The organism is Centipeda noxia ATCC 43541 (assembly GCF_000160555.1).
In the GTDB taxonomy this organism is placed as follows: domain Bacteria; phylum Bacillota; class Negativicutes; order Selenomonadales; family Selenomonadaceae; genus Centipeda; species Centipeda noxia.
In genome coordinates, this window is sequence record NZ_GG749278.1 from 31,453 (window position 1) to 44,379 (window position 12,927).

At 57.1% G+C, this 12,927-nt stretch carries 13 protein-coding genes; 4 read left to right on the plus strand and 9 right to left on the minus strand.

Going from position 1 to position 12,927, the window contains the following annotated elements:
• Positions 1–32 precede the first annotated feature (32 nt).
• Genes HMPREF7545_RS00220 through HMPREF7545_RS00240 form a run of 5 tightly spaced genes read right to left on the minus strand, consistent with a single transcriptional unit; the run spans position 33 to position 5,097 of the window.
• Entirely contained in the window at positions 33–1,247 is a 1,215-nt protein-coding gene (locus HMPREF7545_RS00220; RefSeq protein ID WP_006693636.1) for a type II secretion system F family protein, read from the minus strand.
• The gene (locus tag HMPREF7545_RS00225) at positions 1,244–2,239 is read right to left on the minus strand and encodes a type IV pilus twitching motility protein PilT (RefSeq protein ID WP_006693637.1); all 996 of its coding nucleotides are present in this window, start codon (positions 2,237–2,239) and stop codon (positions 1,244–1,246) included. The genes HMPREF7545_RS00220 and HMPREF7545_RS00225 overlap by 4 nt, the downstream gene beginning before the upstream one ends.
• Complete coding sequence (locus tag HMPREF7545_RS00230) at positions 2,232–3,476, minus strand: GspE/PulE family protein (protein WP_006693638.1); 1,245 nt, start codon at positions 3,474–3,476, stop codon at positions 2,232–2,234. The genes HMPREF7545_RS00225 and HMPREF7545_RS00230 overlap by 8 nt, the downstream gene beginning before the upstream one ends.
• A gap of 12 nt (positions 3,477–3,488) precedes the next feature.
• Positions 3,489–4,268, minus strand: a complete 780-nt coding sequence (gene truA / locus HMPREF7545_RS00235) for a tRNA pseudouridine(38-40) synthase TruA (protein WP_040571099.1) — start codon at positions 4,266–4,268, stop codon at positions 3,489–3,491.
• Positions 4,269–4,281: 13 nt separating this feature from the next.
• A complete protein-coding gene (locus HMPREF7545_RS00240) occupies positions 4,282–5,097 on the minus strand; it encodes an energy-coupling factor transporter transmembrane component T family protein (RefSeq protein WP_040571059.1) in 816 nt (271 codons plus the stop codon).
• A 162-nt stretch (positions 5,098–5,259) separates the two neighbouring features.
• Here HMPREF7545_RS00240 and HMPREF7545_RS00245 point away from each other — a divergent pair, with 162 nt between their 5' ends.
• Positions 5,260–6,483, plus strand: a complete 1,224-nt coding sequence (locus HMPREF7545_RS00245) for an EAL and HDOD domain-containing protein (RefSeq protein WP_211204973.1) — start codon at positions 5,260–5,262, stop codon at positions 6,481–6,483.
• A gap of 56 nt (positions 6,484–6,539) precedes the next feature.
• On the opposite strand, the gene HMPREF7545_RS00250 is transcribed toward HMPREF7545_RS00245, so the two are convergent.
• Positions 6,540–7,559 (minus strand): HD-GYP domain-containing protein, encoded by a 1,020-nt coding sequence (locus HMPREF7545_RS00250; protein ID WP_006693642.1) that lies wholly within the window; start codon positions 7,557–7,559, stop codon positions 6,540–6,542.
• A 229-nt stretch (positions 7,560–7,788) separates the two neighbouring features.
• On the opposite strand from HMPREF7545_RS00250, the gene HMPREF7545_RS00255 reads away from it, so the two are divergent.
• The 3 genes from HMPREF7545_RS00255 to HMPREF7545_RS00265 all read left to right on the plus strand — a co-directional run bounded on the left by HMPREF7545_RS00255 (position 7,789) and on the right by HMPREF7545_RS00265 (position 10,066).
• Complete coding sequence (locus tag HMPREF7545_RS00255) at positions 7,789–8,592, plus strand: amino acid ABC transporter substrate-binding protein (protein ID WP_006693643.1); 804 nt, start codon at positions 7,789–7,791, stop codon at positions 8,590–8,592.
• 63 nt (positions 8,593–8,655) lie between these two features.
• A complete protein-coding gene (locus tag HMPREF7545_RS00260) occupies positions 8,656–9,300 on the plus strand; it encodes an amino acid ABC transporter permease (protein ID WP_006693644.1) in 645 nt (214 codons plus the stop codon).
• A complete protein-coding gene (locus tag HMPREF7545_RS00265; protein WP_006693645.1) occupies positions 9,281–10,066 on the plus strand; it encodes an amino acid ABC transporter ATP-binding protein in 786 nt (261 codons plus the stop codon). The genes HMPREF7545_RS00260 and HMPREF7545_RS00265 overlap by 20 nt, the downstream gene beginning before the upstream one ends.
• A gap of 72 nt (positions 10,067–10,138) precedes the next feature.
• On the opposite strand, the gene HMPREF7545_RS00270 is transcribed toward HMPREF7545_RS00265, so the two are convergent.
• The 3 genes from HMPREF7545_RS00270 to HMPREF7545_RS00280 form a co-directional block, all read right to left on the minus strand.
• On the minus strand, positions 10,139–10,579 hold the full coding sequence (locus tag HMPREF7545_RS00270) for a hypothetical protein (protein ID WP_006693646.1): 441 nt from the start codon (positions 10,577–10,579) through the stop codon (positions 10,139–10,141).
• A gap of 126 nt (positions 10,580–10,705) precedes the next feature.
• Positions 10,706–12,052, minus strand: a complete 1,347-nt coding sequence (locus tag HMPREF7545_RS00275; RefSeq protein WP_006693647.1) for an MATE family efflux transporter — start codon at positions 12,050–12,052, stop codon at positions 10,706–10,708.
• On the minus strand, positions 12,049–12,807 hold the full coding sequence (locus HMPREF7545_RS00280) for a YdcF family protein (protein ID WP_006693648.1): 759 nt from the start codon (positions 12,805–12,807) through the stop codon (positions 12,049–12,051). The genes HMPREF7545_RS00275 and HMPREF7545_RS00280 overlap by 4 nt, the downstream gene beginning before the upstream one ends.
• Positions 12,808–12,927: the final 120 nt, after the last annotated feature.

Consider the following 12,927-nt stretch of genomic DNA (forward strand, 5'->3'; position numbering starts at 1 on the left):
CACTGCGATGTGCGGCCGTTTTTTGATGCCCCCTACATCAACGCATCCATTGCGTCAAAGACGGGCAGCAGGAAAGAAAGCACGGCAAAGAAGATCACAGCCGCGATAAAGACGGTCATCACGGGTTCGGCAAGCGCTTCCATACGCGCTGCGTACTGCGCCGATCTGCGCTGACAATAGTCCGCCGTCTGCCAGAGCAGGCGTTCGAGATCGCCCGCGGCATCCCCCGCCGCAAGCATGCCGCGCACAAGGATCGGCAGATACGGATCCCGCGCCGTCGTCTGCGCAAACGTCCGCCCCTGCAGGAGTCCCTGCTCGATCTGTACAAGGCGATGCGAAAGTGCACGGTTCTGTGTGACGGAACGCGCAAGGCTCACAGCACGATCCAGACGAATCCCGCTGCGCATGAGAATGGCAAGCGTACGCAGGATCATGCGCCACTCCGCAAGACATATGAATGTACCGAGTACGGGAATGCGCAGGAGCAGCTCATCCAAGCGAAACCGCACCTTCGGCATGCGCAGCAGCGCTGCAGCGGCGGCGAAAACCACGGCAATACTGAGAGGAATGAGATAAGGCTCTGCAGCAGCAATATCAGAGAGCGTGAGGAGCAGCTGCGTAGGCAGAGGTACTTCGGCGCGCAGATCGCGCAGGAGCGCAGCGAAGATCGGCAGAACGAATATTGTCATGAGCAGCAGCGATGCCGTCGCCGCAGCGAGCAAAAAAAGAGGATAAGCAAGCGCACTCCGCAAAGATTCGCGCATAACATGGCCTTCTGTAAGAAATTCGGCCGTCTCCCGCAGGATCACATCGAGCGTACCGCTCTCCTCCGCCGCGCGCACCATGCCGACAACACTCGGCGCGAACGCCTGTGGATGCATCTCCATCGCCTGCGACAGCGCCGTTCCGCGCGTCACCGACCGATGCAGCTCCGCGACAAGTTTTCCATAGGCAGCCGAGGAAGCCTTCGCCGCTTCCGCGAGACGTGCAAGCGCCTCATGGACAGGCATGCCTGCCTGGAGAAGAGCCGCCGATTCATGAAAGAATGCAATCCTCTCCTCCGCCGTGATGTTGCTGCGCATACGCAGGAACGACGGCAGATGAAATTCCCTCCGTTCCTCAAGACGTACGACCATTCTGCCCTGCGCCGCAAGCGCCCGCACTGCCGCGGGCGCACTCTCGGCCGCAAGATGCCCGCGCACCTCTGCTCCATCCGTCGTGCGGGCACGATAGGAGAATGTCCTCATACGATAATGCCCTTCGAGCGCAGCATCGCCTCCGCCATCTCAGACGTCTGCATCCCCTGCTCCGCGCCGCTCATCATCACAGAGAAAAGTTGGCTGTACTGCCCATTCCGCACAATATTGCGCACCGCCGGCATGGCACGAAGCACCTCGAACGCAGCAGCGCGGCCTCCGCCCACACGCGGAAGAAGCCGCTGCGCAAAGATCCCCGTCACGGCATCGGCGAACTGCGCACGCACGGCATCCCGCACATCTGCCGGGAACATACTCTCCACGCGCATCGCTGCCTGCGCCGCACTGCGCGTATGGAGCGTACCGAGTACGAGTATGCCTGTCGCCGCCGCCATGAGCGCCGCTTCCATCGTCGCACGGTCTCGTATCTCGCCGGCGAGCAGGATGTCGGGATCCTCACGCAGAGCGGAGCGCACAGCATCCGGGAAGGAAGAAAAATCGCGGCCCAGCTCCCGTTGACTGATAAACGCGGATGCGGGCAAAAAAATATATTCGATCGGATCCTCAAGCGTAATGATATGCACACGCCGTGTCTGATTGATGACCTCGATCAACGACGCGAGCGTCGTCGTCTTACCCGCGCCCGTCGGTCCGCAGACAAGCACCAGACCGTCCCGCACGTCAGCGATGGAGCGCAGCGCATCCGGCATGCCGATCTCATCCGGCGTCATGATGCGTGCAGGCAGGAGGCGCAGAGCCAGTCCGATCCCATTCTCCATATGGTAGGCATTCCCGCGAAAGCGACGGCCTGCATATGTCCACGAAAAATCAACATCATGTCCAGGGAGGATCGCACGGCGGCCCTCCGAGATCATCTCGCCCAGCAGCGCATCCATAAAAGAAGCACTCGGAACGAATGCATCCGATACAAGAGCTCCGTCTCTGCGTATCCGAACGCACTGCCCCGGCGCCGCATGGAGATCAGATGCCTCGACCGCAATCATATGCTGAAGGAGTTCCTTCCACTTTCCTTTCTCATCCATAGAGCGCTCTCTCTACCTCCTCCAACGTCGTCTCTCCGGCACACGCCTTTGCCATGCCGTCCTGCCACAGAGTCTCCACGCTGTCCGCCTCCGCAGCTCTGCGCAGCGCGTCCCTATTGTTCCCGCATAGGATTGCCTCCCGTATCCGCTCCGATACGAGGAGCACCTCATGGATCGCCATCCGCCCGTGATATCCGCTCCCATGACAAAGTGCGCATCCGTGCCCGCGCACGAGAGTCATCCCCTCATGATAGTCCGCGCCAAGCCGGATTGCCTCGCGCGATCCCGGCAGCACGATATAGTCTTCTCGGCAGTGCGTACACACGCGCCGTACGAGCCGCTGGGCAATCACGCCCGAGAGTGTCGCCGCGAGCAAATAGGGAGGCACGCCCATCTCGATCATGCGAAAGACCGCCGAAACCGTATCCTCCGTATGCAGCGTTGAAAAGAGCGCATGTCCTGTGAGCGCAATGCGCACGGCCATCTCCGCGGTTTCTCGATCGCGGATCTCCCCAAGCAGGATCTTCTGCGCATCCTGTCGGAGCGCCGCACGCAGTCCCGCAACAAAGGTCAGCCCCGCCTCCGGATGCACCTGAAACTGACTGATGCCCTCGATGCGCCGCTCTACCGGGTCCTCAAGCGTCATGATATGACAGCTTGGATCATTCAGCGCCGAGAGCGCCGCATAGAGCGTTGTCGTCTTGCCTGAGTTCATCGGACCGCAGAGGAGCAGCAGCCCCGTCGGCCGACGAATCAGCTGCTCGAAGATCTCCTGATTGCGCGGTGTAAAACCGAGTTCCGCACAGCCGAGAAAACGCTCCGCCGCGTCCATGATTCGCACGACCATACGCTCCCCGTCCACTACAGGCAGCACGGCCGCACGCATATCGATCGTGCGCCCGCCGTGCACATAGCGGATCTGTCCATCCTGCGGGCGATTGCGCTTTGCCGTATCGATGCCCGCCATTACTTTCAGCCGCGCAATGATCACCGGCGCAAGCTCCGCCGGGAACTGCACGGGATTCTCCTGCAGCAGTCCGTCCACACGCATGCGGATGCGCAGCCGACCGCCCATGGGCTCGAGGTGAATATCGGTCGCCTCTTCTTCCAGCGCCGTATCCAGAATAATATTGACCAATGTAAGGACGTGACTGCCGCGGACACCGTCCTCAGATGTACCGCGCCGCACCTCGCGTGCAGCTTCCGTCACCAGACGCTGCAGTGCTTCCTGCTCCATGCCGTTCTCCCTTTAATCCGCCGATTTTTGCGGCGCCGCATCATAGTCCACGTGAAGGAGATAGAGTCCGCAGGCAGGCGCCGTCGGACTCGCAAGGCGACGGTCGCGCGCAGCAAAAATCTCCGCAAAACGTCCCACAGAGATGCGCTCCTGCCCCACACTGACGACCGTGCTCATGATATTGCGCACCATATGGTAGAGGAATCCGTTCCCATGCAGATAGCATGACAGGCGGCCTTCTCCCTCATCCTCCAGCCGTATCTCATCGATTGTGCGCACAGGCGACATTGGGGCGCCGCCCGCCGCACGAAAGGAACTGTAATCATGCGTCCCCACAAGCATGGCAAGTGCCGCACGCATCGCCTCCACATCAAGTGGACGAAAGATCTGCCACGCATAATTGCGCGTGAAGGGATTCGGCACTGTGCATTGCTCCATGCGATAGACATATGCCTTGCCCTTCGCGCTGTGCCGCGCGCTGAAATCACGCGCCGCCTCCCATGCATCCGTAACGGCAATATCCGGCGGCAGGAGTCCGTTCACCGCACGCGGCAGACGTTCCGTCGGGATGCGTCCGTCCGTAAAGAAATTCACCACCTGCCCGCAGGCATGCACACCCGCGTCCGTGCGGCCGGCAGCGGCAAGCTCCACTGTCTCCCCGCATACCTCCGCAAGTGCTGCCTCGAGGGCGTTCTGCACGGCAACAACAGGCGGTGACTGCCGCTGAAAGCCATGATAGCGCGTTCCGTCATAGGCAATTTTCAACGCGAGATTGCGCGCGCGCCGCTTCATCATCTCCACATTTTCAGGGCGCAAGGGTCAGCCCTCCGAAACTCACGGCGCAGATCCCCGCCGCTCCGAGAAAGAATATGCCGATCGCCGCATAGTCCAGCCGGCCCGTGCGGAGTTCCTTCATCTGCGTACGTCCTTCGCCGCCGCGATAGCAGCGCGCCTCCATCGCGAGTGCGAGTTCGTCCGCGCGGCGAAACGCCGAGAGAAAAAGCGGCACAAGAACCGGCACAATCGCACGCAGGCGCTGCATGATATTTCCGCGTTCAAAGTCCACCCCGCGTGCCTTCTGCGCCTTCATAATGCGGTCGAGTTCCTCGAGCAGTGTCGGTACAAATCGCAGAGCAATCGTCATCATCATCGCGAGTTCGTGTACCGGCACACCCACACGCCGCAGCGGAGAGAGCAGCGCCTCGAGGCCGTCGGTCAGACGCAGAGGACTCGTCGTCAGCGTCAACAGTGTGCTGAGAAGGATCAGCAGAATAAGGCGCAGTCCAATGTATGCGCCGCGCACAATCCCCTCCCACGTCGCTGTGAGGAATCCGATCCGGAACGCCTCCGTGCCCGGCGTCATAAAAAGATGCACAGCGAAGGTGAAGAGCACGATCCAGAGAATCGGACGGATCGAGCGCAGCTGCATCATGAGCGGAACCCGCGAGAACACCATGAGAAGTGCGACAGCGCATGCGAGCGCGGCAAAGCCGGCCGCATTCTCGACAAAGAAGATCAGCAGCAAAAAGAAAAAGAGCAGGACAATCTTCACGCGCGGATCCATGCGGTGCAGGAACGAATCTCCAGGCAGATAGCGTCCGATTTGTATATCGTTAAGCAAAATCAATCACTTCCAATTTTATGAACTTTCACCATTATAACATTAAAGAAAGTCTTTTTCATTTCTTTTTCGCATAATATATGCTATAATTCTCTTACTATAATTTAAGATATCGAATGGATACAGCAGTAATTCGGTGTAATGACACAGAAAGGCTCTCTTATGGAAGAAGCATTTATCGGGCGGCAAGCCATATTGGATCAGAAAAAGAACGTATACGCATACGAGATTCTCTTTCGCAGCGGTCTCAAGAATGCTTTCGATCCGAGTCTCGACGGAAACGTGGCGACACAGAGCGTCATGGTGAATACCATGCTGGACTTCGGCATGAAAAAACTGGTCTCGGACAAGAAGGCGTTCATCAACTTTACCGAAAAAAATCTGCTGAACCGTGCGCCGCAGCTTCTGCCGGCAGACAGCATTGTTGTGGAGATTCTCGAGACGGTACAGCCGACGCCCGCGATTTTGGAGGCCGTACAGGAGCTCAAGGACGAGGGATACAAAATTGCCCTCGACGACTTCGTCCTTCTGCCGGGCTACGAGCCGCTTATCGACATGGCGGACATCATCAAGGTGGACTTTCGAATCACGGAGGATCCGGAGGAACGCAAACGCCTGCGCGAGATTCTGCCGGGACATGTGCGTCTGCTCGCCGAGAAGATCGAAACCGAGGAGGAATTCCACCAGGCCCTCGAATACGGCTATGTCCTCTTCCAGGGATATTTCTTCTGCAAGCCCGTTGTCCTGCATAAGAAAAAGCTCACGAGCAACGCGCTCTCGCAGATACGTCTCCTAAAGGAAGTTAACCGTCAGGACTTCGATTTCTCCGCGATCATCAATGTAATCTCCTCGGATACGAACCTTGTTCACAAGCTGCTCACGTATATCAATTCCGTCGGCATCGGTCTCACCTATCACATCTCGAACCTGCGGCAGGCGGCGGTCCTCCTTGGATCCGGCGGCATGCGCCGCTGGGTGACCCTCATCAGCCTCCAGACATTCTCTGAGGATAAACCGCCCGAGCTCTTCACGATCTCACTTCTGCGCGCAAAGTTCTGCGAGCTGATCGCCCACGAGATCAAACGTCCCGATCTCACGCCCGATACCGGCTTCCTGCTCGGCATGTTCTCGCTCCTGGACGTTCTGCTGAGCCAGCCGATGGAAGAGGTGCTCAAAGAAGTTGGACTCTCATCCGAACTCAACGCGGCGCTGCTCGGCGAAGACAATATCCTCCGTCATGTGCTCGATCTCGTTATCGCCTACGAGCAGGGCGATTGGGATAAGGTGATCGCGTGCTGCAGGCGCGAGAATATCCCGGTCGAACATTTGCAGCCCTGCTATGACGAAGTGCTCAAATGGTATAACACACTGCAGACGGTCCGCTGACACAACAGTAAAGAGCCCATCGGAAAATCGATGGGCTCTTTGCATGCTTTGCTGTTTTATTTCGGGTTATATTCTACGATTGTAATATTTTTATTCTCGTTGAGATCAATGACCTCATCCTCCGAGATCGTAATGATCGGGAGCGGCACAACACCGTGCGGATATGCCGTGATCGTCCCCTCGCGATGATTGCTCAGCAGCACGCGCGAACCGAGGAACGCATTCTTGATATTCGTCAGCACCGGCATGCAGACCTGCGGATCAAGTGCAGTATACATCTGCCGTGCGATCTCTGTCACCGCGTCGAACGGCGTGCGGCGCGGATATCCCTCGCGCTCAATCGTGATATTATCATAGAGATCTGCCACCGCGACAATGCGCGCATAAAGATGAATATCATCCCCCTGGATGTTAAAGGGGAATCCGCTCCCATCCATCCGTTCATGGTGCTGCAGCGCGGTGAGCCGAACGCCCTCCGTCAGCCCGGCAACATGGTTGAGGATCTGCGCACCGTCCACTGTATGCTGGATATACCGCTCATAGTCCTCTCCCTCAAGCGTCTCAATATTCTTTTCGAGCAGACGCTGGTCGAACCTCGACTTTCCGATATCATGCAGGAATCCCGCGAGTACGATGTCCTTTGCCGTCTCACGGTCGAGGCGCATCCACTTCGCGAAGACGCCCGAAAGGATCGAAACGCGGAGCGAGTGGTTGTAGATGTCGCTCGCCAGATGGTTGATCTCGTTCAGATAGTCGATCGTCCCGCTGCGTCGCGAGAGCGGCAGCAGCTCTTCCTGCACCATCTCGTTGGTTTCTTCGACCGGCACATTCCCTGTCCGCTTTGTCTCTTCAAAGATGGACTTTGCCGTCCCGACGACGTTCTCATACTGCTTGATAAAGAGGTTGCTGCGCGAGAAGATGGGCGAGCGTTCCTCCTTCAGCTCGGTCTCATCCTTAATGTAGACAACGGGAATCTTGAGAAATTTGAGACGCGTGATGTGCGCCTGCGTCAGCTCTGTATTCTCAGACACGACCACCACACGCTTGGCGTTGACGATCGTTCGCGCAAGTATCATTCCATTTTCCAGATCATCCACGGATATTGCACGCAATGTAAGCCCTCCCTCGGTTTACGTTGTTGATCACGTACGAAATCATTGCACTTATAGATATTTCGACCTTTATTAAAAAAAACCTGCCTTGCAGAAAATAATTCTTGACTTTATTTTAATTTGTAACGTATAATAGCCTACGTTAGTGCTTTATCTTATTAAAGGGGTAATTAATTTAAGGAGAGATACTGCAATGAACTGGAAAAAAATCCTGACGGGCACGGCAGTCTTTGCCTGCGCGGCGGCGCTGCTCACGGGCTGCGGCGGAGACAAGGCGGCTGCGCCGGACAAAGGCGCAGACAAGAGCAAGATCGTCGTAGGACTCGACGATAATTTCCCGCCGATGGGCTTTAAAAATGAGAAAAACGAGATCGTCGGCTTCGACGTTGACCTTGCCAAGGAGGCAGCAAAGCGTCTCGGCCGTGAAGTCGAGTTCAAGGCGATCGACTGGTCGAGCAAGGAGGCCGAACTCAAGAGCGGCCGCGTACAGATCCTCTGGAATGGGCTCGACATCACCGAGAAGCGCAAGGAGAACATGCTCTTCTCAAATCCCTACATGGACAACCGCCAGATCATCTTCGTGAAGAAGGGCAGCACCGCCGTCTCGGACGAGAAGAGCCTCGCGGGCAAGACGATCGGCGTTCAGAGCGCCAGCACCGCCGAGGAGTACACCGATACAACGGACTTCTACAAGAATGAGGTCAAGGAGGTCAAGAAGTACCCCGACTATGTCGCAGCATTCATGGACCTCGAGAACGGCCGTCTTGATGCGGTCATCGGCGATGAGATCGTCGGCCGCTACTACATGAGCAAGCATCCGGATGAGCTGGAAGCACTCCCGATTGTCGTTGGCCCTGTGAGCGAGTTCGGCATTGCATTCGCAAAGGATAACACGGCGCTGCAGAGCGAGGTGCAGAAAGTCATCGACGAGATGAAAGCAGATGGTACCATAGCAAAGATCTCCACCGAGTGGTTCGGCAAAGACATCACAAAATAAACAAAACCAAAGGAAGCTGCCGTTTTGTGCGGCAGCTTCTTTTTGACGACTGGGATGAAATGAATGGATAAGATACTCGATACTGCTCTTTTGATGCTCGAGGGGTCGACCGTTACCCTCGAAATTTTCTGCGTGACCCTCGCTCTCTCCCTCCCGCTCGGCCTCTTTGCCGCGCTCGGGAGGCTTTCGCGTTTCCGCATACTCAGCCGTCTGCTCGAGGTCTACATCTGGATCATGCGCGGTACACCGCTCATGCTGCAGCTGCTCTTTGTTTACTTTGCCCTGCCGATGATCGGCATCATGCTCCCCGACATCGCGGCGGCTCTTCTCGCCTTCGTCCTCAACTACGCGGCGTACTTCGCCGAGATCTTCCGCTCCGGCATCCAGGCGGTGCCGCGCGGACAGTTCGAGGCCGCGCGCGTGCTTGGCATGAGCGCGCCGCTCACCATGCGGCGCATCATCCTACCGCAGGTGCTGCGCATCACACTCCCTCCCGTCAGCAACGAGACCATCAACCTCGTCAAGGATACCTCACTCGTCTACATCCTCGCCATGAATGACCTGCTGCGCGTTGCGCGCACGATCGTCCAGCGCGAGTTCGACATGACCCCCTTCCTCATCGCCGGCATCTTCTACCTCGCGATGACCGCCGTGCTCACCTATGGATTCAAAAAACTGGAGGTGCACTATGGCAGATACGAGAACTGATGCGGACGTCATGCTCCGCATGACCGGCATCTGCAAATCCTTCGGCGGTCTCGAGGTTCTGCGCGGCATCGATCTCAGTCTCACGCGCGGCGAGGTGCTCGCCATCATCGGCCCCTCCGGCTCAGGGAAATCTACCCTGCTCCGCTGCATCAACAAGCTCGAGACCATCGACCGCGGCAATATTACGATCCGCGGGGAGAAACTCTGTTGGACGAATCCCGGCGGCACAACAGCGACCTACGCGAGCACCAACGACGTGCGGCGCATCCTCATGTCGACGGGCATGGTCTTCCAGCAGTTCAACCTCTTCCCGCATATGACCGTCATCGAGAACCTCATCGAAGCGCCCTGCCATGTCAAAGGCATGAAGCGGGACGAGATTCTCCCCTATGCGCGTGAGCTTCTCGCCAAGGTCGGCCTCGTGAACCGCGAGGATTACTACCCGAGTCAGCTCTCCGGCGGACAGCAGCAGCGCGTCGCCATCGCACGGGCGCTTGCCATGCGGCCCGACATCATGCTCTTTGACGAGCCGACCTCCGCGCTCGATCCTGAGCTCACGGGCGAGGTGCTGCGCACCATGCGCGCCCTCGCCGCCGAGCGTATGACTATGATCGTCGTCACGCACGAGATGGCATTCGCACGCGAGGCAGCGACCGACATCATCTTCATGGAGGACGGCGTCATCGTCGAGCAGGGCCCTCCGGCCGAGTTCTTCAGCGCACCGAGAGAAGAACGGACAAAGGAGTTTCTGCAGAATATGCTTTGAGATTCTTCGCAAGAAAAGGGCATCGATGGAAATGTACTGCTTCCATCGATGCCCTTTTTTATTGGCTACTGTTTATTTCGGCTCTGGGTAGCCGCGCCCGTTGTTCATCTCGTCGAATGTCATGGATTTGTCGCTGACGCGGTCGTAACTATGCTTGTCTGCTACGAGTTTCCCGTCTTGAATATAATATTTGACTGAAAAATCTTTTTCAAGAATCCCGTCTTTATACTGCGCAGGGAATTGTTTCTTGTTGGTATCAAGTTTTGTTTCCCCAGAAGGTTTTGCAACATCATTTTTTAGCTCATATTTTGTAACGATATATGCAGTATCTCCATTCTGAGCTTTTTCAATAACATAGAAAATATCATATGTTTTATCATAGTGTTCACCTCTATATTGTCCAGAGTATTTCCACGTCCCGACAAATTCCCTGCCGGGCTGTTTCCCGCATCCTGCCAGAGCCATGCAGAGTGCAGCAAGCAGGAGCATAACTGTTGTCATCTTCTTTATCATAGCAAAACCTCCAATGAATCCTATTACCCACAGGACAAATCATAGCATATTTCACCCCCCCGTAAAGACATTGCGCATACAAAAAGAGCAGATTGAACTCTGCTCTTTTTCTGTTTGTGAATTATTTTATTCCGCCGCAGGGCGCAGCGTTTTCTCCGTCCAAAGGTATGCAAGCACAACGGGAACGGCAGCGCCGATCCATGCGAGCGGATTCGCAAGGCATGCGCCGAAAAAGCCGAGATACGTACAGAGGAAGATCGCTGCAGCTGCGCGCATGAGGAGCTCCATCGCGCCCGCAATCGTCGGTATGACACTCTGTCCGAGTCCCTGCAGGACATTGCGGTAGACAAGCAGGAGGGCAAGGATAACATAGGTTGATCCGTTGACGAGGAGGAAGGTCTCCCCGTAGGCAATGACCTCCTCTGCTCCTGCCGCGTCCGCGCCGACGAAGAGGGCGAGCACATGCGAGCCGAATGCGATGAGCAGCGCGCCGATGGCCACGGCGAACGCCATTGACATTTTGAGACAGGCACGCACGCCCATGCGGATGCGCTCGTATTTCTGCGCGCCATAGTTCTGCGCGGTATACGCCGCCAGCGCATAGCCGAAGGAGAGCATGGGCATGACGGCGACGGCGTCGATCTTTTGCGTGGCCGCATACGCCGCAACTGGAATCGCGCCGAGATTGTTCAGCGCTACCTGCAGGATGATCGCACCGAATGCAATGACGGAGGCCTGGAACGCCATGGGGAGACCCATACGCAGATGCGCCATGAGGACGGCACGATCTGGCTTCCAATCCGTCCAGCGCGTATGGAGCGCCGGCACGCGCCGCCAAATGTAGACAAAAAACAAAACTGCTCCAATCGCCTGCGAGAATACGGTCGCGAGCGCTGCTCCCGGAATGCCCCAGCCAAGCACAAGAATGGCGACCGGCTCGAGCGCGACGTTGATGGCGAGCGTAACGGCAAGGAAGATCGTGGGCGTTGTGCTGTCGCCGAGCGAGCGGATGAGACAGTTCTGCAAATAGAGCAGGAGGAAGATTGTCAGCCCCGCAAAGACGATGGAGATAAAGTCCTGCGCGCCGTCGATGATCTCAGCCGGTGTCTCCATCAGCAGGAGCAGACTGCGCGTCAGCGGCAGAATGATTGCCGTCAGTGTGAGTACCGCGAGTATGCCGAGCACGACGCATGCCGCCGCACTCCTGCGTACGCCCTGCGCATCGCCCGCACCGAAGCGCTGCCCCGTATAGATGGTGACGCCCGTACAGAATCCCATGATGAAGCCCAGCGTGAGAAACATAAGACTGCCTGTACAGCCGACTGCCGCAAGTGCATTTACCCCGAGAAAGCGCCCCACGATGAGCGTGTCGATGAAGGCGTAGAGCTGCTGCATCATATTCCCCGCGACAAGCGGCAAGGCAAAGAAGAAGATCAGCCGCGCGGGATCTCCCTCGGTCAGATTCTTTGTCATTCCAAATACCTCGTTATAAAAGTCCGAAGCTTTTCTTGGAGAAATACAGTGTTCGTGAGGAGTGCCGATGCGTTCGGCGCGAATTTGAGCGCATAGAGCTGCGGGTTGCCGCTTACCCAGAAGTCCGTCGGGTAGGGCGTCACCGCAACTCCCTCTTTCTCAAAGTTGAGCACGGCGCGCGGCAGATGAAATGCTGAAGTCACGAGGATGGGATGCGCAAAGCCCTCGCGGCGCAGAATCTCCGCCGAATAGCGCGCGTTCTGCCCCGTCGTGCGGCTGTGCGTCTCCACATAGATCATCTCGCTGGGCACACCGAGCGAGCGCAGAACACGCCGCGCGATCTCCGCCTCCGAGCCCGTATCGCTGAACACCTGTCCGCCCGAGAGGAGGATCGGCAGATGATAGCGGCGATGGAGACGGAGCACCGCGAGGAGACGTGAGGAGGGACTCTGCGCGAGCATCCCCGTACCGTCCACATCCCGCACATCGGCGATTGCCCCGCCGCCAAGCATGACGATGATATCCCCCTGCGGATGCACAGGCACCTCGTACGTCCGTTCGAGGCTTCCCATCAGGGAGTCGGCAGCCGCCCCCGTCGAGAGCAGGTAAAGTGCACACGCAATTCCGCAAAGGACTCCGGCGGCAAGCCGCGCCCCGCATTTTTTCCAAAGCCATGCAGCAGCCGCAAGCATCACAAGAATAAAAATGCCCGGCGGAAGAATCCAAGCCGCCCCGAATTTCAAAATATAGATCATAAAAAAGGAAAATACGCCTCCATCGCGAATATTTTAGAACATACAACGAAACACGTCTTCATACGCGCTTCGTTTTCTCATTCTATCAGAAACTGTGTCCAATTACAAAGGAGAGATCCA